The organism is Psychroserpens sp. (genome assembly GCF_047633235.1).
In the GTDB taxonomy this organism is placed as follows: Bacteria; Bacteroidota; Bacteroidia; order Flavobacteriales; family Flavobacteriaceae; genus Psychroserpens.
Map to the genome: position 1 here is coordinate 54,848 of NZ_JBLIET010000009.1, position 21,667 is coordinate 76,514.

17 protein-coding genes are annotated in these 21,667 nt (G+C 34.0%); 8 read left to right on the top strand and 9 right to left on the bottom strand.

Features of this window, described 5'->3' with window-relative positions; translation table 11 throughout:
- Positions 1-95: 95 nt before the first annotated feature.
- The gene (locus ACJAZK_RS04705) at positions 96-896 is read right to left on the bottom strand and encodes an MBL fold metallo-hydrolase (protein WP_415222855.1); all 801 of its coding nucleotides are present in this window, start codon (positions 894-896) and stop codon (positions 96-98) included.
- A gap of 219 nt (positions 897-1,115) precedes the next feature.
- Here ACJAZK_RS04705 and ACJAZK_RS04710 point away from each other — a divergent pair, with 219 nt between their 5' ends.
- The 7 genes from ACJAZK_RS04710 to ACJAZK_RS04740 all read left to right on the top strand — a co-directional run bounded on the left by ACJAZK_RS04710 (position 1,116) and on the right by ACJAZK_RS04740 (position 10,104).
- The gene (locus ACJAZK_RS04710; protein ID WP_415222856.1) at positions 1,116-2,465 is read left to right on the top strand and encodes a microtubule-binding protein; all 1,350 of its coding nucleotides are present in this window, start codon (positions 1,116-1,118) and stop codon (positions 2,463-2,465) included.
- 351 nt (positions 2,466-2,816) lie between these two features.
- Positions 2,817-2,999: a hypothetical protein gene (locus ACJAZK_RS04715; RefSeq protein ID WP_415222857.1), complete on the top strand. Its 183-nt coding sequence runs from the start codon at positions 2,817-2,819 to the stop codon at positions 2,997-2,999.
- A gap of 50 nt (positions 3,000-3,049) precedes the next feature.
- Positions 3,050-4,093 carry a hypothetical protein gene (locus tag ACJAZK_RS04720; RefSeq protein ID WP_415222858.1) on the top strand — a complete coding sequence of 348 codons (1,044 nt, stop codon included), beginning with the start codon at positions 3,050-3,052 and terminating at the stop codon, positions 4,091-4,093.
- Between the two features lie 97 nt (positions 4,094-4,190).
- Positions 4,191-6,155, top strand: coding sequence for an AAA family ATPase (locus ACJAZK_RS04725; protein WP_415222859.1), 1,965 nt, complete (start codon positions 4,191-4,193; stop codon positions 6,153-6,155).
- A gap of 81 nt (positions 6,156-6,236) precedes the next feature.
- On the top strand, positions 6,237-7,472 hold the full coding sequence (locus tag ACJAZK_RS04730) for a DUF6638 family protein (protein WP_415222860.1): 1,236 nt from the start codon (positions 6,237-6,239) through the stop codon (positions 7,470-7,472).
- A gap of 274 nt (positions 7,473-7,746) precedes the next feature.
- Complete coding sequence (locus ACJAZK_RS04735) at positions 7,747-8,289, top strand: hypothetical protein (RefSeq protein WP_415222861.1); 543 nt, start codon at positions 7,747-7,749, stop codon at positions 8,287-8,289.
- 114 nt (positions 8,290-8,403) lie between these two features.
- Positions 8,404-10,104, top strand: coding sequence for a hypothetical protein (locus ACJAZK_RS04740; RefSeq protein WP_415222862.1), 1,701 nt, complete (start codon positions 8,404-8,406; stop codon positions 10,102-10,104).
- A 641-nt stretch (positions 10,105-10,745) separates the two neighbouring features.
- On the opposite strand, the gene ACJAZK_RS04745 is transcribed toward ACJAZK_RS04740, so the two are convergent.
- Together ACJAZK_RS04745 and ACJAZK_RS04750 are read right to left on the bottom strand one after the other, a co-directional pair.
- The gene (locus tag ACJAZK_RS04745; protein WP_415222863.1) at positions 10,746-11,246 is read right to left on the bottom strand and encodes a GNAT family N-acetyltransferase; all 501 of its coding nucleotides are present in this window, start codon (positions 11,244-11,246) and stop codon (positions 10,746-10,748) included.
- Positions 11,233-12,255 (bottom strand): formimidoylglutamase, encoded by a 1,023-nt coding sequence (locus ACJAZK_RS04750; RefSeq protein ID WP_415222864.1) that lies wholly within the window; start codon positions 12,253-12,255, stop codon positions 11,233-11,235. Before ACJAZK_RS04750 ends, ACJAZK_RS04745 begins: the two co-directional genes overlap by 14 nt.
- A gap of 118 nt (positions 12,256-12,373) precedes the next feature.
- Here ACJAZK_RS04750 and ACJAZK_RS04755 point away from each other — a divergent pair, with 118 nt between their 5' ends.
- Positions 12,374-13,255: a chromosome partitioning protein ParA gene (locus ACJAZK_RS04755; RefSeq protein ID WP_415222865.1), complete on the top strand. Its 882-nt coding sequence runs from the start codon at positions 12,374-12,376 to the stop codon at positions 13,253-13,255.
- 179 nt (positions 13,256-13,434) lie between these two features.
- On the opposite strand, the gene hutI is transcribed toward ACJAZK_RS04755, so the two are convergent.
- From hutI to ACJAZK_RS04785, 6 genes are all read right to left on the bottom strand, one after another.
- A complete protein-coding gene (gene hutI, locus ACJAZK_RS04760; RefSeq protein WP_415222866.1) occupies positions 13,435-14,670 on the bottom strand; it encodes an imidazolonepropionase in 1,236 nt (411 codons plus the stop codon).
- Positions 14,671-14,730: 60 nt separating this feature from the next.
- Positions 14,731-16,137: a T9SS type A sorting domain-containing protein gene (locus ACJAZK_RS04765; protein WP_415222867.1), complete on the bottom strand. Its 1,407-nt coding sequence runs from the start codon at positions 16,135-16,137 to the stop codon at positions 14,731-14,733.
- A gap of 77 nt (positions 16,138-16,214) precedes the next feature.
- The gene (locus ACJAZK_RS04770; RefSeq protein WP_415222886.1) at positions 16,215-16,472 is read right to left on the bottom strand and encodes a T9SS type A sorting domain-containing protein; all 258 of its coding nucleotides are present in this window, start codon (positions 16,470-16,472) and stop codon (positions 16,215-16,217) included.
- Positions 16,457-18,400 carry a T9SS type A sorting domain-containing protein gene (locus tag ACJAZK_RS04775; RefSeq protein ID WP_415222868.1) on the bottom strand — a complete coding sequence of 648 codons (1,944 nt, stop codon included), beginning with the start codon at positions 18,398-18,400 and terminating at the stop codon, positions 16,457-16,459. The genes ACJAZK_RS04770 and ACJAZK_RS04775 overlap by 16 nt, the downstream gene beginning before the upstream one ends.
- A 99-nt stretch (positions 18,401-18,499) precedes the next feature.
- Complete coding sequence (gene fumC, locus ACJAZK_RS04780) at positions 18,500-19,897, bottom strand: class II fumarate hydratase (RefSeq protein ID WP_415222869.1); 1,398 nt, start codon at positions 19,895-19,897, stop codon at positions 18,500-18,502.
- Positions 19,898-20,253: 356 nt separating this feature from the next.
- Positions 20,254-21,492 carry a WD40 repeat domain-containing protein gene (locus tag ACJAZK_RS04785; protein WP_415222870.1) on the bottom strand — a complete coding sequence of 413 codons (1,239 nt, stop codon included), beginning with the start codon at positions 21,490-21,492 and terminating at the stop codon, positions 20,254-20,256.
- Positions 21,493-21,667: the final 175 nt, after the last annotated feature.

Sequence of the window (21,667 nt, forward strand, 5' to 3'; positions counted from 1 at the left end):
TACAACATAAATCACAACAAGAACACTTTATCCATAAAAAAACACACTTCATCGGTGTAATTTATTAACAAAACCGTTTTAAATAGTTCATAAGTCTATTTTTTATACCAATTTAATTGGACAACTTCTATATCTTGACTTGCTTGATTTACTAGTTTTTTAAAGTTTTCTACGTCACTAAAACCGTCTGTTCCTCTATAATGATAAGGATATATTTGCTTTGGTTTAAATTCTAAAACAGCACTAACAGCACTTTTTACAGTCATTGTATAAGGTAAATTCATACAAACAAAAGCTTTATCGATATTTTTGAGAGCTCTCATTTCAGGAATATCTTCTGTATCACCAGAAATATAGATACGTTCGCCGTCAATTGTTAATATGTATCCATTTCCGCGACCTTTAGAATGATATTTTAAAGCCTCCTCTCGTAAGTTATACATTGGGATAGCCTCAAATAAGTGTCCATTTATTGTGATAGAATCACCATTATTGAGAGTTACAGAAGTTCCAATTTTAAGATCTTCGGGAAATTGATCAACCACAGCTTTAGGCCCGATTACAGTAGCATTAGATAAATCTAAGGCTTTGAGAGTTTCAAAATCCATATGATCGCCATGGATATCTGTAATTATAACAATTTCAGGAACCGAGAAGCCTTCAAACACTTCAGGACCTCCTGTAGGGTCCACATAAATATCATCTTTACCATAAGATAAAACCATGGTTGCATGTGATATTGGATTAATACGTAATGTTTTTTCTGCGGAAGATGTTTCAGTAACTAAACCTCCTACGCTTGTTTCCAGCGCATTAATAGATCGGTCTTTCGATTCATTTTTACAAGAGAAAACTGTTAAACTCAAGGAAAATAGTAGTAATAAGTAATATTTCATATAGCTATATATTTTAAGATTTTAAAGATAATAATAATTGAAATACGAAAGTATTTTGTAACAAAATATTAAATTTTACTACTTATATTTTAAGCGGTTTAAGTTTTTAAAATCATATTTTTTAACGAAATTGCTAGTCCTAAACATTGTTTAACCAATATTAGTTCTTATTGATAAGTTATTTCAATTGAGAAGTGATATTAAAACACATAACATAATATGTCTGATGATTTTGATTTATTAGAAACAAATACTAACGAGAAAACGGATAAAATAGATGTCAATTGGGGAAAAGCTATTGACCAAATGAAGTCAAAACTCGCTCAAGAAGATGATCCAGAAAGTCGTCAAAAAATTCTGAATGCCACATTAGACAATGTTGTAGATATGGCAGAGAAAGATCGTTCTACACTATTAGATGCGATTAAAGACTTGACCGATTACCAAGATGAGGTAGGAATTATGTTTGAAGGTTTTTCGGCATTAAATACAGGTGAACAAAAAATTATAGATGACGCTATCAAACGTTTAGAGCGTGCTAAAGTAGAATTGGAAGATGCTAACGCAAAGCCAGATACGTTTTGGAACAATCTCTTTGGAAGAAAAGCTAAAATCAAAGAAGCCGAGCAAGAGTTAAAAGATGCTCAAAAAGTTCGTGATGCAGCAGATAATGAGGCAAAAGCAATGTTTCAACAACGTATTGAAACAGCAGATGTACAAACACTACTAAATGAATTGTCATTTAAAAGTCAGGCAGCCATCAAACGTTTAAAAGATAGAGAAGTTGAGATCAAGGAGGTCGAAGAAAGTTTAAAGACTGCTATTGTAGAAGCGAGTAATAATCATACAAAAGCGCTTCAGAAGAAAAAGGAAGTAGAAGACAAGTTAGAAGAACAATACGCATTACTCAAACAAGCGCGACAAGCCTTAGAAGAAGTTGCAGATAAGCAAACAACTGCATATTCTGAAGCCCTAAGTAAAGTAACAACACTTGAGCAAAAAGTAGAGGAGTTAGAAGGTCTTAAAAACGCTTATACAACACTTGCAGCATCAAAAGATAGTTTTGTACACAAGCATAATTTAACGATTAAAGTATTAACCTCGTTGCGCAGTAATTTGCAAACACATCGTGCGAAATTAAAAAGTGATACCGATGAGCGTCTTAAATATTATGATGGTTATATCGTAGCATTAAAAGCACGTACAGATCAAGAATTTGCTGCGATTTTAGAACATTTAGGTGTTAAAACAGATGAGCATATTGGCGAAACGTTAGCAGCAATGCATACTGCAAGTGCTAAAGCACGTCAAGAAATGATGGATAATATTCCAGTTCACGAAAAAGTGATGCAAGGTGTCTATGGTAGTTATGCAGAGGCTTTACAAGAAATTAGAGAGAAAGATAAATCAATTCAAAAGAATTTTGCTGAGCGTTATGGTATCGATATGAAAGAGATTTTTGAAGATTACTATGCGGCAGATGCTAATGCTCCTTCGGGAGGTGACGAAAGCGGAGAGCCGTCAGGAGAGTCAAAACCAGAAGCTAACGATGACGATTTATTGTCTTAAACTAATTATGATGGCGTTACCTATTTTTGCTTTTAATGGCAAAATTAGGTCGAGCTTTCGCAAGTCGCTCTCTGCGAGGAGCTCCAACAATTGCGCTATCTCTAACGCAAAGACAAACTCATAATTAATTAAAAAAAGATGAATAAAAATATTAGGAACAAAGGTTTAATTCTAATTATTTTAGTTTTATTTATTGTTATGACAGTTCTTAATTATTTTTTTCTTTATGAATTGAATAGTATTAAATCTTTAGTTCAATCTGCTGTATTCTCATCAATTCTTCTTTCAATTTTTACTGTTAAACGAAAATGGAATAAAAAGCAAGACAATGTATTCACAAAATAAGCAGTTATGAAAAAAATAGTCGTTTTTTCTGTTATATTGATTTTATTATCTGTCTTAGCAATTCTATTTATAACAGATTCTAATGATCATAAAGAATGTTCTCATATCCAAGAGACCAAGACCTCAAACAATGGAACAGTACTAGTAACTACAGACAAGCACGTTTGTAAAGAAAAATTTAATTTATAAAACGTATAGTTTGCTTATGGCTAACGGCCAATAGCTAAGAGCGAAAAAGTATGATTGTAACACCCTTAGATTCTGCAATTTTAGACTCCAAAGAGCAATATGTATTTTACCATAAAATGGTTGATTTTGCACTCAAGGAACTCATTGTAGCTGTGCAGCAAAAGCAAATATTAGAAGAGAAAGAGATTTTACTATTTAAGCAATATTCAGATCTACTACTATATTCCATAGAAGCGATGCGTGTAAAATACATGTATGACGAAGAGGATAATATGAAAGTGGATTTAACGGATTCTGGTTTTCCTAATTATTTAGAGTTTCGTTATTTATTTAATGATTTAGAACTTCGTGATGACTATTTAGGTAAGCTCACAAATATTGAAATATTAAAAGATGAATTTTTAGATACCTTACTGCGCAAGAAAGAACCCATTGCCAAACGCAAATTATTTCAAGCAGCATCAATAGTATATTATTCCTCTGCTAAAAAAGAATATATTTTTAATCGATTTGTTCAAGGTAAAATTATTGAGGCACCTCAAGGTTCTCCTGGAGAGTTTATGGTGAGTTGGAGTTTTTATGACGTGTCACATAACAGACCGTTTATTAACTATATGTATTTTAACTATGATGGGAATCCGCAAAACGATAGAGACGAGATTTACTACGCCTTAAAAACAGTAGCAGATCGAGAAATGGCTATGGATACGATGGCTTACGGGATTGATAAACGCATTCCGAAATTATTCCCTAAGCTTATAAAACGTGTTGATTTAGGGCCTATTCATAATGTGTTTGCAAAAGATGAAAACAAAGTGACACATGCTATTTTAGAGGGCATCGCAGAAAAGACAATTCCCTTAGAGTCGTATGCCATTTCATTTAAAATTGATGAAGTAAAATCACAAAGCGAATTTAAAGAAGGTAGTTTTTTTAATAAACAAACCTTTCAAAAATGGGATGCTATTTTTAGACAACGTTATGTATTTGCGCCGCATAGAATCATACAACTACTGTACAACAAAACACCTGAGATTATGAATAATTTGGCGAAAGCACCTATTCAAATTGCAAATCTCGAAATGAAAAAATAAAAACATAAAGTCATAACGAGAAGCGCAGCGATGCGGTTATCTTTTTATAAGTGACAGATTTCTTTATTTCATTAACAGTGACAAAAAAGACTAAAACATGGAACACAACTCAACATTTCCTATAAAACAAAATGAACTCGATATGCTTCGTGATGAAGCGACATCCTATATAAAAAGTATTCAATGGGAACAAGGGCAGCGCGCAAAAAACAAAGATAAAGACGCTAAAGATGAATCTATATTATTGTATTTATCTCGTGCTAAAGGAAATGGAGGAGGAGCAGACGTGACTTCAGTGTCAAAAACGATTTTGGAGTTAAAGAAACGTTTGTTGCCAGAGTCTATGGCGATTCCGTTGTATTTAAACCAAACCCTGTTTGCGGTTCAAGAAGGAATTACTTTAGGGATTTGGATTAAAGATAGTTTCTATGATTCTTCTGGGTTATCTAGTTTATCTGAAAATAAATCTGCTTTAGATAATTCTGGAAAACGTGAGTATGAAAGTAAGATGCAAACAAGTACAGCGTTTATGTTGTTTGCGATGTCATATAAAATATTACATGATTTAAAGACAGTTGCCTCCGACGATTTAAGCGTTATGAAAAATAAATTTGCGGGAATCCCTGAGGTGTCTTTAATGACACCATTAAAAGGAATTTCATGCGCATTATTTTACTATGATAAATATTTAGGGCATCCAGAAATCATAAAAACAGATCAAGATGTCATTGATTTTACAGTCGTTTATTTTGAAGCGTTAATTGCCGAAATTCAAATGCGTAAAGGGAGTTTGGAGTACACAGAGACTATAGCTGATAGAACTTATAAATTAGAAAATTCAGAATTTGCAGTTGCAGGTTGGGATAATGTATTTCAAGGTACAGCAAAAAGTGTAGAATTTAATAAAATACAGTTTGAGCAAATCGTCGGCAACAGAGATGCAAAGCATTTTGCGCGTCGTTTGACAGAACGTATGTTGAGTTACGATTTTGAAGCAAAAAAGAATCCGTTTCAAGAGCTTGGTGGTTTTATGCCAGTATTTATGGGTTACGGAATTCCGGGAACTGGAAAAAGTATGTTGATTGCTGCTATTGCAACGCGACTAAAAGAACACTCAGATAATCTAGATATTCCGTTTTTGTTTCACCCAATGCCAGATACGTTGATTTCAACGTTTCAAGGTGGTTCCGCAGAAAAAATGGTGGATTGGATGAAACCGATGCAAGACCCCTCTAAATTAATTTTCGCTCCAATAGATGATGCTGAAAACAATTTACAAGAACGCACAGCACAGGGTGTTTCCGCAGGTGTAAAAGAAGTTATTGGTGTGTTTTTGAGATATACTGAGGGTGCTTACGCTGTTAATTATGGAAATAGTTCTATCGGATTATTTACAAATCTTCCAGAAATGTTGGATAAAGCAGTGATTTCTCGTGTACAAGGGCGATTTAAAATTGATGGCGCACAAACGGAACATGACTTCTTAGATCAGGATCATTTGTGGTGGCGGAAGTTAGATACAACCATGCCAGATTTTGTAAACATGCATGGTCCAGAAAACTATAGCTATTTGCAAGATCAAGGTTTAGCAAAAAATATGGGAGAAATCTTTAATGTGTCAGATAAGCCAACAGAAGAGCGTGTTTTAGACGCGTATGATAAAATAGAAAAGCAGTATAAATTTACAGACCATTTATTTTATGCGAATTTGTATAAGGAGATTCAAAAAATATTTCCATTCTTCTCATCACGTGATGTTAGAAATATACAAAGTGCGGTGTCATTACGATTAACAGATTTTGATTTAGAGGAAGATTGGTTTGCAAATCCTGAAATCTATTTCAAGAAAGATTATGACACTAAATTTAATATGCTTCAAGAATTAATGCGAGGAAATATGAAAGGATTAAATTTTTCTGAAATTCGCCGACAAGAAGTCGTTCGTTATTTAGATAATGTCGCGACTATTGCAGATACAGATTTTAAACGAAAAGTCGATGCCAGAATTAATCAGTTAAATATTGAAACAGAAGCAAGAGAACAGTTTGGAGAAAGAGACTAAAATCAAATCAATAATTGTTTTATTTTAACTAAAACGGTGTGAATTATAATTAAAAGATTCCTGCTTTCGCAGGAACTAAAGATGAAAAAACTAAAAGCAGCAAATTTATATCGAAGTGAATTAATTCCCGTAAGTGGTAAATTAGTGGAGCGCTATAATAAATGTCTTAAGAAATTAGGATTTACTGAGACTAAGCTCATTCATTTTCATATTGATGGTATTGGTTGGAGTCCAGAAGTAGCTGAAGAAAAAGCAAATGGTAATTACTTGTGTAATGGAGAATCAAATCCTCATGGGATCATTATTTCTCCATTACAAAACAAGAAACCAGTATATATGCCATATCATACGTTTGATAGGGATATGATGCTAGAAGTTTTTAAAGTTCATGGAGAAAAGATTAATGATATTACAAGAGATTCTGCTATTTGTATAGATTTTGATCAAAGTATAGATGCGTTTTATGAGCCTCTAGACGTACTTAAATATCATATAGTATCTATAAAATTTCACCTTATTGATAATCTAGATCATATTAGAGAGCAGCAATTAAAGCTTATTTCGACATTTAAAATTGGAAATAATTTTATTGATGAGGATTTACATAACGAGTTATTAAAATCGGCTAACAAATATGGTGATTTACGGGAGCGTGATTTAAATCTCAGTGTTGTAAACTTTGTTACAGATTCATTTTATACCAAATCATTTGGAGGTGTTTATGTGCTTCGTGATTTTATTACACCAATAGTAGTTTTTGAAGATATGAAATGGTATAAAGAGGCCATAAAAGATACGCTTCATGAGGTTACGATTTTTCATGTTTCACAACCCGAACTTATGGAAAAGCTTCGGGATCATATCATAATTGCCTATGATTTAGAGGATATAGTGAAAACAAAACGCTACGAACGCATTAAGAAATTTGAGTTTGCTCGATATTTAAAAGATACCCAACATCCAATAAGAGATATTCTTAGTGATCCATTATTATTTAAAAGCTATTTAAATAAAGTAGATATCGACACTCGTAAAAAGGTCATGAGCGTTGAGCGCTATTTAGAAAAGTTAGAAACAAGTAATCAATATAAAATATCAGATATTGTAGATGATGGTTTATTTGAAGCGATGCACGAACCACATTCAAGTTTGCATCCAAAACATCAAGACTTGATTTGGAAGCTTTTGGTTAATATCTCACCAAAAGACGTTTTGTTTTTATATTGGTATGACAAAGAAGAGTTTTACAAACAATATATAACTTGGGATGATTCCTTAAAAGATTGGGTGATTGAAACAATTAGTAACAATATTTAATTTTTTAGACTAACTTTATTGGATAGCTGTCATTCTGAACTTGATACGGAATCTTGAAAATTATGAACGGTAATTAGTATCAATATTTTGCTTACATCATATCAAACAGAAAAGGAAGTTACGTGATATATAGCAGTTACTAATCACCTATCCTTCGATTGGAAAATAAAACAGATTCTGCTTTTGCAGCGCAGAATGACAAAATAAAATAATATTAATTTAAGTTGAGTGCGACACTTCAAAAGGGTACTTCTAACTTTTAACTTTTTAAACTATGGGAGCAGACATTATCATTTTTATTATAGCCATTTTATTCGGGATTTTCTTGTATTGGAGAGAATCTAACGGTAACGGGATGTACCGTTTTATGAATAAATTGGTGAATAGTAAAGAATTGCAAATGGCAGCAGGTAGTAAAAAAGGATTTATCTATCAGCAAGCATTTTTACCACGTCTTGTTTTTGTGGTTACTGTTGTTTTAATTGCCGCATTAATTGTGGAATTCTTTACTCCAATTTCAATATTTGGAAGTTACTTAGGGGTTTCTGCATTTGCTTCTTTTGCTGCAGGAACTTTAATAGGTACCTATGTCGCTAATTTAGTATTGAGGTCGGGACAGGTTTTAGAAGCGCAGAGCGAATCATTAGAAGATAAGTTTGATAACGCCGTTGAAAAAGGTAAAGAGTTTATAGAAGATCTAAAAACAGGGGATATCATGGCTGTTGAAGAGGCTAAAGAAGAAATTGAAGAGGAACCTGAACCCAAAGCTGATGAGAAATCGGCTCGCGACCGTTTGAAGGATAAGGGTTTAATGTAATAAACACTGCCATCCTGAACCTGTGTCAGGGTCTCATTATTAAAATAGTTAAAATTAATACATAGATTGCTATATCACTGTAAAAAGTGTGATTTGCAATGACAATAAAATACTATGATAAAATCATACTGGAACAAGGGAGCAAAGCAAAAATTCATAATCCTACTTTTGGGTTTAATTGTACTGATTGTACTATTTGCATTTAGAGATGATTACCAACCTGGATTATTATTTCTTCGGAAATATATCTTCATCATCCTATTAAGTCTGGTGGTCTTATTTTTTGCAATTAAAAAATTTCGTAACTCTGCTAATACACTAAAACGCTTAGGTGTTTTGGCATTACTCATGTTGTTTTTTGGTTTAATCTATATCACTGGATGGCATTTTAAGATGTATGATTATATGAAAACATACAACGTTTTTAATGATTTAAATAAAGTTGAAATTAATGAATTGCCATTAACACAAAATGAACGTATTCAACCCTTACAAAATATTTTTACGATGGCTAATGAGAGTGTTGGTGAGACGAAAGATGTATCTCTGCCACATTTAGTGCGTGTAGAGAATGAAAACAAATGGACGATGGCTATTCAACCGTCAGAGAATTATACATTTCAGCAAATAAGTGATAATACAGAAGAAGTGTTTTCGGTTTCTAGTACAACACCTTTTCCTCGTTTTTCTAATGAAAATAGAATTCCGGTAACCTTTTCAATTGGGGAAACTTTAAAATTTAGTCGCAATACTTACAATGCTGTAGTACAGCGTTTCAATCCATGGATGCTTGTCAATTATGAACCAAGTGATACATTTTATATGAAAAATGATTCTGGAGAATGGGTTCAAGTGGTGAGTTTAATAAAATGGAAAGGTTTTTTCTTTCCGTATCCTAGTTTTGGAGGTGTCATGGTTATTGAGAATGGTGAGCACGATATGAATGATTATTTAGAACGTATCACTATTGGTAAAGGAATTTATATTTCACCCGAAGAAACAAAGAGCTATCCCTATTTAACCAAACAAAATACGCTAGCTGAAAAAGTATCACGTTTACAAGCGGAGTCTTTAAAATTTCTTGGTGGATTTAGTGATCCCTTACCTTGGAATATGTTAACAGCGGTTAAAATTCCAAAAATGCCAAAAGATCAAAATCAACAACCTTATGTTACCGATTTCGATTTTGCAGGTTCAAAAAGTGATGCTTATAGTGGTCTGTACCACTGGTTTGGCTTAGAACCTATTGGTGATGAGCGCACCAGTTTAAGTTATAGCGTATTTATTCCGGCAGATGGACTAGATGAAATTTACTACTATGATCATGCTTCAAAAAAGCAAGGATATGCTGGGGTTTCTGCCATGCCGCAAAAAGTTAAGGAATCCAAAAAAGAAATAGATTGGACAGCAAATACACCTGTTGAATTCAGACCTTATATAAAAGATATTGCAGGTAGAAAACGCATGTTCTTTTTAGGAACTATATCTGCAATCAGTGATACCGAGGCAAAACAATTTGATGGCTCTGCAACTCCAGATTTAGTATTGATTGATAGTGAGTATCGGGATGTTATTTGGATTGATGTCAAGCATCCTAGTACTTGGGATAGAGAAGTGTATAACCAACTAAGTGAAGCTTGGAGAGCAAGTGAAGGGATTGGGTATTACTATGAAAACGAGATGACAGACGAAGATTTGCAAAAAATGGTAGATTCGTTGACTGTAATTCCTAAAGTAAATAAAAATACTCCGGAAATAGAAGCATTACAGCGTAAGTTAGATTCTTTAAAGAGTTTGGATAAAAACCAGAAGTAAAGGTTGTGTTATTCTGCACTTGATGCGGAATCCATAATACTATTTTATCAGTTTTTAGTAACCAAAGCATTTATTATTAGCCGTATAAGTAAAATTAATTATGGGAGCTTCTACTGGATTTAATAAGATTTATTGGATTAATAAACAACACCTAAAAAAAGCATTTTATAAAAAAAAATGATGAACAACAGGTAAAACACTCATAACATTTAATAGACAGTTTAAGCTCCAACTTTCAAAAAACGAGAGAGAAGTTTATCTTGGTTTAAGTTTACTGTTAGTTGTATTAGTTGCATTTGGTTTATATTATAAAATTCCCGAGTTTACTAACTATAATTATAAATGAAGAACCCATGTAGAAAAACGCAATCAGCAATCTGATAAAATTGTATATAAATTTTTAATGAAAGCTGTTGAAAATAGATGGATAGAGAATAATTTAGTGGGCGCGTATTCTGAGTTTAAGTTAGTTCAAGCAATTTCTCCTAATGATGAAAATATAAATCAATTATTGATAGAGACTTTGGTAGCCTTATGTGAAGATGATACGAAATATTGTCGCGAGTTAGATATCATCTTAACAAGTTCTCTATGAGCTTGTCATTTCGTACGTATTGAAGAATCTGTTTTTGAACATATCATTAGATTCCTGTATTGACAGGAATAATATTCGCCAACAATTTTAGCTCCATTTTAATATCACTTCGCTTATAAGGACAAGCCGTCTCTAGTTGTAATTCGATAAATCCAAATTTTCTATAAATGTAAATGGCATTCTCTAATTTGGTAGCAGAGTAAAGCATGAGTGCCTTAAAATTATTCTCTTTCGCAAAATCAATACAATGTTGGAGTAGTTGTTGTCCTATTTTTTGTCCACGTTGATGTGGTGAAACGGCCATTTTAGTCAGTTCAAAAACGAAAGGATCATTCGTTGGCATCAAAGCTACAGTACCAAAAACGGTATCATCAGATTTTGCGAAAAAGATATGACCACCTTTATTAATAATATAGGTTTCAGGCTTACTCAAGACTTCCTCATCAAAGGGCTCTACATAGAAATACGTTTGTAGCCACTCTATATTTAAATCATAGAAGCTTTTCGCATATCTATGATCAAACGGTATAATCTCAAATGCTTTCATGCGCTCTAATAAAATCTGTGATGAGATATGAGATGAGTTTACCTACTTGTGTTTCGGTTTCTCTGGTAGGTGCAGCTTCACAGATATGTAAATACGACACGTGCTCTTGTTTTCCAAAATAATTTACAAATGCTCTTGCTTTATTTACTGAAAACCCACTAGGAGTCATCGCACTGCTTGGAACATTTTGTATAGCATCACAATCTATTTCTAACCCAAAGTGTCTTGATGAGATATGTTTGTTGGCTTTCTCCATTTCAGCGTCAAAGCACTTTTCCCCTCTTACCATCATACTTTCAAACGTATTGTATTGAACGGTTTTGAGCCTTTCTAATGTTTTAAAAATAGTATCAGACGTATAGTTTTCATGCAAACCAAAAATAAAATAGTATTTTAAAAATCCTTCAGCATAAGCATAACTAAATCCATTACCACTGTGACGACCTTCCTCAGCTCTAAAATCGTGGTGAGCGTCAAAATTTATAGCGTTAATAGATTTTTTAAGCGCTAGCGATGTGCCTTTAATGTTTCCATAGGCATTATTATGACCACCTCCAATAATGATTGGAATTTTACCAGCACTCACAATTTGTGAGACTAAGTAGGAGACGGCTTCATCAATTTTAGCAACCTTTTTACGTGTTTTTGTAATATCTTTCTTATTGTTTTGATCTAATTGGTTGAGTAACTCTTGATACTTCGGAAATTCTAAACTCCCTAAAATTGCTATCTTTTTAGCATAGGTATGCGCATTACTTTGTGTGTTTAAAAAAATATTCTTTGTGGCGTCCCACGCGTTTGAAGTTCCAGCGTTACCGTAGTTTGAGAAGACACCTATATCTTCTTTTATGCCAAAAACAACATAGGTGACGTCTAATTTTAACAATTGCTCGTATATATCATTGAAGTTTGGAAGTAATACAATATGCTCTCCTAGTTTGGTTTCCTTGGGGCGTTTTCTCAGAACTAAATTTAATTCTGAAGTTGTAAAAAGTTTTAAGTTATCCATTAACAAAAATGATTAATTTTGACGTAATAAAAGTACAGTTTTTTTATTTTCAACTTCAATAACTACTAACTAAAATTGAAATATTAAATTTTAAAATAATTTAAACAAAAAGTGACTTATGGAAAATTCAAATAGTAAGGGTACAGGATTAAAAATTGCTTTAGGAATATTAGTTGTATTATTTCTAGGTACCGGGTTTTATACATCGAAACTTTTCAACGAGAAAAAAGAAAATGAAGCCTCTTTAACTCGTGAAAAGGAGCAAGTAATGGCAGATTTAAGTACAATGGCTAAACAATATGATGTTGCTATTGCTGATAATGAAGTTTCTAATGAGCGTTTAGAAGAAGCTAGAGGACGAATTCAAGGTTTAATGGATTCATTGAAGATTTCTCAAAATAGTGTAAGTAGCTTATGGAGATACAAAAAGAAATTCATGGCTTTGCAGGAGGAAATGACTGTTTTAATGACTGAAAATGATAAACTCAAAGTTGAAAACTCATTTTTAGCGTCTTCTTTAGATAGTACAAATGTGCAATTAGCAGAGCGTACAGTCTTTACAGATTCATTGTTAGTTCAAAATTCACAATTAGTAGAAGTGGTAGAAAATGCAGCTGTTTTACAAACAACAGATCTTAAGGCGGTTGGTGTTATTGAGAGAAGCTCAGGTAAATTAATACCTACAGAAAGAGCAGGTCGTAGTGATAAAATTAAAGTGTGCTATACGGTTGCTAAAAATAGATTAGTTGGTGCTGGTGATAAAGAACTATATGTTCAGGTTTTAGATCCTAAAAACAATGTGTTAGGTTCTAACGAGCAAATCCAATTTGGTGACACCGTTTTAAATTATAGCTTAATTAGCAAGTTTAATTATGAAAATAGGAATTTGAATATTTGTGAGTTCGTTGCTCCAAATGACGACTTTGAAAAAGGGCGTTACATTGTTAACGTATTTAATAACAAAGAATTGATTTCATCTTCAGAATTTACACTGAGATAAATATAATAGGATTTAGGTTATAGATCTGGAAGTTCAATTGAGCTTCCGGATTTTATTTATTTATAAAGTATTGAGAAAGTTGAGCTATATATAATTCTCTTATCTTCAAAAGCTTGTTAAAGGCCAAAGGAACAATTTCTTTTACGATTCATTTTGAAAGTATTTTAGTTTCAGACAAATTAAATTTTTTCACCATTAATTATAACAGTCTCAATAGCATTATCACCAAAAGCGTAAGGTAAGTGGTAGTAGTTAGGAAGTTTCTTAGTAATAATCAAGTTGGCTTTTTTCCCTCTACAAATGCTTCCGTAAAGATTAGAAATGCCCATCGCGTATGCGCCATTTATAGTCGCTGCATTTATGGCTTCTTCCGGCGTTAATTTCATTTTAATACATGCCGTAGAAACTACGAAATTCATATTTCCACTAGGTGTAGAGCCTGGGTTATAGTCTGTGGCTAAAGCCAATGGTAATCCCGCGTCTATAATTGCTCGACCTGGAGTGTAAGGAATACTTAAAAAATACGAGCATGACGGAAGCGCTACAGCTATTGTATTAGACTGTTGTAACGCCGTAATATCAACGCTATTGAGTTCTTCTAAATGATCTACAGAAAGTGCGTTGTATTTAACACCAAGTGCAACACCTCCAAAAGCATTAAATTGGTTGACATGTATTTTTGGCGTCATGCCATGTTCTATTCCTGCTTTTAAAACACGTTCAGTATCCTCTAGATTAAAATAGCCTTTCTCGCAAAAGACATCAATATAATCTGCTAAGTTGTCTTTGGCAGCTGCTGGAATCATCTCATTAACAACCAAATCAATAAATCCTGTCTTATTGTCTTTAAACGCTTTTGGTAGTGCATGAGCTGCTAATAATGTCGGTTTAATGCTAATTGGGAAGTTATGTTTTAGTCGCTTAATAACACGAAGCATTTTTAGTTCTGCTTCAATTGTGAGACCATAACCTGATTTTATTTCTATGGCACCTGTGCCTAATTTTATAACTTCGGTTAATCGCTTAGAAGCTTGATTGTACAAATCATCTTCTGATGTGTTCTGCAACGTTTCCGCAGAATTTAAAATACCACCACCACGATTTGCAATATCTTCATAAGACAGACCATTAATACGATCTGCAAATTCTTGAGTTCTATCTCCTGCATAAACAATATGCGTATGAGAATCACACCAAGTAGGCAATACAATTTTACCAGTTGCATCAATGACTTCATCAGCTTCCATACCATTACAATCGTCCATAGAACCATATTCGACTATAGTATCATGCTCAATAAAAACATAAGCGTTTTTAAGCATAGGCAAGATTTTCATGTCTTCACCTTTAACTATAGTAACGTTTGTTTCTCTAACTTGTAGTAATTCTTTGATATTGGTGATGAGTATTGACATAACTATAATCTAAAGTATAAATTTATAAATTAATTAACAACAATAGTAAGCTAGAGGGCTCTATTTTTTTATAAACTTTAATGTCTTATTAGTATTAGTAAATTTCAGAATATATGTGCCGCTTTCAAAACCAGAAACATCAAGTGTTTCATTTAATTGGAGTTGTTTTATTTTTAAAGTTTTACCTAGAAGGTCACTTACAGATATCTCTGTATTAGCTGTGATTCCTTTAAAATAGAGCTTATTATCTGAAGGGTTTGGGAAAATAGTAATGTTTGAGTTTTCTATTTCGGCAACAGATAAAACAATCTGTTGATTTTTGAACATATTTACAGTATCATCGTTATAAGCGACGGTTGACATGTCTAAATCACCATCATTTTCAAAATCAGCAAATGTAATGGTGTATGCCTGATTTTGGGAGGCATCAATTATATTTTCTGAACCAAAACCTCCAATACCATCGCTTTTAAACCAAACGATGTCATTTCCAGTTCCTGAAGACGCGCTAGTAAGAACAAAATCTTTTAAATTATCATTATCCAAATCTCTTAAATCTAAGCATGCAGGATTCGCAATACTCGTATTAATTATTGTTTCTGCATATGTCGCTGTGCCTGGAGTAATTTGTGTTCTTTTAAACCAAGAAGCATTCCCTGTAATATCTGTAACTAATATATCTAAACTAGAATCATTATCAACATCTTCTGCCATGACACTAAAAACATAATCTTTAGAATTTAATGAGACACTATTGGTATCTATTGTAAAATTTCCATTTCCATCATTATAAAAGACTTCGATTCTACAATCATTTGGAACTCCAAAAGCAATAGCATTTGCAATAACACTATCGATATCGCCATCAAAGTCAATATCTCTCATAGCAAAAGCACCAGGGTTAATGATCGTATTATCAATAATATGTTTTGATCCAAAATTCCCAAGCCCATCGTTTGAAAACCAAATTACTTCGTTTCCAAAATAGGCTGCAACAGCGACATCTAAGGTCATGTCATTATCTATATTTCTAATATAGACTTGTCCTGGTCCATCTATGTTAGACGAAATAATGTGTTCTACTCCAAAATTACCAAGGCCATCATTTGCGAACCAAACTAAGGTTCCATCATCTGATGATGTTGATACCACATCATTAAAGCCATCACCATTAATATCTGCAATTGCAACACCTCCAGCATTATTTAACAAACCAATGGGAGTATTTTGTAATTCAAAATCTCCTGTACCATCATTCTTTAACCAATATACGGTGCCTCCAATTGTAGTGCTCACGACAATATCGTAGAAAGCATCCTCATCAATTAGACCTGATGCAATATTATAAGGAGCCTGTCCACCAGCCTGAGGCAGTGCAATTGATTGTGTTTTATTAAATGTAGTTTGTGAAAACACATAAGTATTCACAAAAAATAAAAGAGCACAACAATAGAAAATCTTACACATAATTATAGAAAATAAATAAAACAAAACGAGCAAGTAAATCTTTCTTCACTTGCTCGTTAATATAAGAATTATTTTAATTATTGCTTTATAAATTTATAAGTAGAATTTATATTTTCAAATGTAATAATATACAAACCACGTCTCAATGTTGAAATATCTAAACTTCCGTTCTGTTCTATCGAAGCAGTTAAGACTGTTTTACCTAAGATGTCATAAACTTGAAGGTTTAAAATTTCCGCAGAGACAGCTTTAAAATTTAATACATTATTTGCTGGGTTAGGATAGGTTGTTATGAGTTCAGTCTCAAATTCGGAAAGTGTTAGTAGACTATCAATTTCTTGTTAGTAATCACATTGTTTTGGGTCAAAATAATGTGATATAAACCTGAGTTTAAAGCAGAAATATCAACAGTATTGTTTGTTAGCTTTTTATTTAGTATACTTTTACCCAATGAGTCAAAAATTTCTAAATTGATGTCTCCAGTATAAGAGGTATTAATATTGATAATTCCTGAATTATTTGGGTTTGGATACATGCTAAAACTAGTTGAGTTCACATTAGCTATCGATAGCGTGTTTTCGTAGGTTCCAATAGGAAAAGGAGTCGATGCAGATGCATTATCTGTTCCTCCTTCTAACTCGTTTATACCACTGTAAGTCCAGTTTCCGGGTAAAAAAGTGGCACCGTCAGGGCCTGTAAGATCCACTCTGTAAGCCCAACCATCGGTATAATCCCAAACTTCACCATCACCATTTGTATTAATATCTCCATAAGTATCTATGACTACACCATTTTCAAATAATTCAACTGCGTCATCACCATTTATACCCATTGACGTACTTGTGTAATCTGCTGGTTGTCCAAAGAAAGCTGTAAACTGTGGTTCTTCACTGGATATGTAAATGTATTCACCTGTTGTTGCAGCAACTGCTGGGAATGTGAATTCTTGTCCGTCAGATCCACCACCATTATTTGCACTTCCTAGTCCAAATACGCTTAAATCGGGAATATTTTCTGTAACAAATATCTCAACACCTTTCGGTGTTCCTCCAGCAAGAGAACCATCAAAAACTCCAGTTAAAATTAAAGCATTTGTTTTTGTAAATTTGAGGTTTTCAAAATAATTAAGTTGATCTTGGTTGAATGCACAACTTGCAATATCTAAATCACCATCTGTATCATAATCTGCAACGTTGTAAACAAATGCTTGACTTGAAGTTGCGTCAATGACTTGCTCGCTTGCGTAGGTGCCGCCATTATTTTTAAACCAAACAATATCATTTCCAGCACCAGAAGAACCACTACTTAAAACAATATCTTTAAGACCATCGTTATCTAAATCTTGATGTTGAGCTACAGCTGGATTTATTATAGATGTTGTAAATGTTGTTTCTGTAAAACCTGCACCAGTATCTTCGTACCAATAGAGATTACCAGGAGTATTACCACAAAAAGATCCACATGATATTTCTGTTGCAAGAATATCTAAGTTGGCATCACCATCAAGATCTTCAAAAGACACATTAAAAAAACCTTTTTTACCAGTTGTAATAGACATCGCATCTTTGGTAAATGCAACTGTGCCACCTGGTACTAAATCGTTTCTAAAAATTTCTATAACATCGCTGCTGTATCCAGCTGTAGAAACTAAAGCATCTAAATCACCATCACCATCAATATCTTTCATATCTACAGCTCCTGGAGTCGATAATGTATTATCTATAATATTTGCAGCACCAAAAGTTCCTGTACCACCACTATTTGCAAACCATACTACTTGGCCACCATCATAAGAAGTTACAGCAACATCAGGTGTTAAATCACCATCTATATCACCAACAAACAATCCACTAGCACCAAGTACAGTGGCGATAATTTGCTCAGTACCAAAATTTCCTAGTCCATCATTAGCATACCATGCCACAAAATCTGATGAGTAGGCAGTAATTAAAATATCAACAAACGAGTCATTATTTAAATCAACCAGTTTAAGTCCGCCAACTCCGGCCATAGTATTTGGCGTATTGGTTTGTTTTGTAAACGTTTCGTCACCATTATTTTTATACCATATAAGAGTATTGTCAACATCTGTACCAACCATAATATCCAAAAAGGAATCATTATCAATAAGTCCTGTTGCCATCGTATAGGGATTGTCGCCTGTATCAGAATCAATAGTAATCTTTGGTTCAAAACTAGTTTGAGCGTTCATTAGAGCACAAGCACTAATAATAGTAAATAAGCTGAGTAATTTTAGTTTCATAGTTTTCATTTTAAGTGACTAATATAATAAAAAACATCAATAGATTAGTGCTTTATCGATGTTTATGGCATTTATGTCTTGTAAATATGTGTTTAATCGTTATTTTAAAGTACCAACCATATGCTCGGGTTTCACCCATTCGTCATAATCCTTAGCGGTAACATAACCAAGGTTTACAGCCTCTTCTTTTAATGTGGTTCCGTTTTTATGGGCCGTATTTGCGATTTCTGCAGCTTTATAATAGCCAATTTTAGTATTAAGCGCAGTAACTAACATTAAGGAGTTATTTAGTAACTGTTTGATCACCTCATGATTTGGCTCTATACCAGCTGCACAGTGCTCTTCAAAACTTGCACAAGCATCACCAAGTAATTGAGCACTTTCTAATACATTTGCAGCCATCATAGGTTTAAACACGTTAAGTTCATAGTGCCCTTGCATGCCACCAACCGTTACAGCAACGTCGTTACCCATAACCTGAGCACAAACCATGGTTAAGGCTTCACATTGCGTAGGATTTACTTTTCCTGGCATAATAGAACTTCCTGGTTCATTTGCAGGAATCGTAATTTCGCCAATCCCACTTCTTGGTCCAGAAGCCATCATTCTAATATCATTTGCGATTTTATTTAGCGACACTGCTAACTGTTTTAAAGCACCATGTGTTTCGACTAAAGCATCGTGAGCAGCAAGTGCCTCAAATTTATTAACTGCGGTGATAAAAGGTAAACCTGTAAATTTAGCGATGTAATCTGCAACCAATTCACTATAGCCCTCAGGTGTGTTTAGACCTGTGCCAACAGCCGTTCCACCTAAAGCCAGTTCACTTAGATGTGGAAGGGTGTTTTCTAAAGCTTTCAAACCGTGATCTAATTGCGATACATATCCCGAAAATTCTTGCCCCAAGGTTAAAGGCGTGGCATCCATTAAATGTGTACGACCAATTTTAACTACATTTTTAAATGTTATTGATTTTTCATGTAATGTGTTTCTTAATTGAATAACACCTGACATTGTAGTTTCTACGATTTTTTTATAAATAGCAATATGCATTCCCGTTGGAAATGTATCATTAGACGATTGTGATTTATTCACATCATCATTTGGCTGTATCGTTTTCTCTCCTTCACCAATTACTTTTCCAGCAATTTGATGTGCTCTATTAGCTATAACTTCATTAACGTTCATGTTACTTTGAGTACCAGAACCAGTTTGCCAAATCACCAACGGAAACTGATCATCATGCTTCCCTTCTAAAATCTCTTCACAAACTTGAGCAATCAAATCACGTTTTTCACCTGCTAAAACACCTAACTCGCAATTCGTGAAAGCAGCAGCTTTTTTTAGGTAAGCAAACCCATAAACAATTTCTAAAGGCATGGATGCTGCTGCACCAATTTTAAAGTTGTTACGAGAACGTTCTGTTTGTGCTCCCCAAAGTTTGTCTGCAGGTACATTTACGTTACCCATCGTGTCTTTCTCTATTCTATACTCCATAATTCGTGGTGTGTTTTTATTATCGCAAAGTTATGGTTTTTGATTGTTTTTTAGAAAAGGTTTTTTGTTTATTCCTTCTGAAAGTAGAACCTGTTATTTCTGGTCTATTAGATTAATATAGAAATATAAAAGAACTATTTATATGGATTTTAAAGTTGATCATTTCTTTTTATTGCTTGATAATCATAAACCTATTTTGATATCAAATTTGATGCAATGTAAGCCTCTTTTATGCTAATTGGTAACTAATTAAAAAGCACAAAAAGCAACTACTCAAGAGAGTTTATAGATTTGCTATCTCTTTTTTTAACGACTTTTTCTTAAGTAAATAATCTATATAAAAATAATGTTGGAAGTCACTGAAATATTCGAACGTGCCCAGCAGAAGAACTATTGCCGGCTGCTCCAATAGCTAGATGTGTGCCGTCAGCAGAAAGGGAAACAGAGGATCCGCTATAGTCATCTGCGGCCTCTCCGTCGATATCTGTTACTGTTTGCACCCATTCTGATCCATTCCAGTCATATAGCCTAACGTGTCCAGTATTATCGCTATTACCATCATTAAGTAGTGCTCCAATAGCAACTCGTGTGCCATTAGCAGAGAGAGATACAGAAAAGCCACTCCAATCACCTGCAGCTTCTCCGTTAATATCAGCTCCTACTTGGGCCCATGACGAGCCATTCCAATCATATAGACGCACATGTCCACTACTAATGTCTTTACTAGCATTAAATACTGCTCCAATAGCAACTCGCGTGCCGTCGGCAGAAAGCGAAACAGACCATCCGCTAGCGTCACCTTCAGCTTCTCCGTTAATATTAGAACCGGTTTGTACCCATGCTGAGCCATTCCATTCATAAAGCCTCACGCGCCCAGTGTAACTAGTATTAAGTATGGATCCGATAGCTACGCGTGAGCCGTCAGCAGAAAGGGAAACAGAATAGCCACTCCAGTCACCCGCAGTCTCTCCGTTAATATCTGTTCCTGTTTGTACCCATGCTAAGCCATCCCAATCATACAGCCTCACGTGTCCAGTGTCATCATCATTACCTCGTGCTCCAATAGCCACCCGTGTGCCGTCGGCAGAAAGAGAAACAGCATAGCCACTTTGATCACCAGAAGCTTCTCCATCGATATCTGCTCCTGTTTGAACCCATTTTGAGCCATTCCATTCATATAGTCGCACGTGACCAGCATTAGTGCCATTACCATCATTATCGCGAGCTCCAATAGCCACTCGTGTGCCATCGGCAGAAATAGAAACGGCATAGCCACTCTGATCACCTGGAGCCTCTCCGTCAATATCAGATCCCATTTGTACCCATGTTGAGCCATCCCAGTTATATAACCTAACGTATCCAGCATTATTAACGTTTGCACCAATAGCAACTCGTGCTCCATCTGCTGAAAGTGAAACAGATATTCCACTTTCATCACCCGGAGCTTCTCCTTCAATATCGAAACTCAATTGTTGATTTAAGAAAGGTACAGCGATAGCCGTAGTATTTTGATTTGTTGAACTCGTTCCTATTTGGCCAAACAGATTAGCTGAAGTAAACAATAGTACTAGAAAAGTAGTTGCATTGTGATTCATCAGTTTAAAATTTTTTTCAAGAGTCACCTTATGTCAACTCAAGTGAATGGAGTATGAAAGTCTAGTCTAGACTTAGACATTAAAGATAGATTAAATTTTAAGTTTTATCTGATGTGCTTAACACTAATATTACGCAGTACTACGTAGTGAGCTATTAAGTTTAGTTTTAATTATA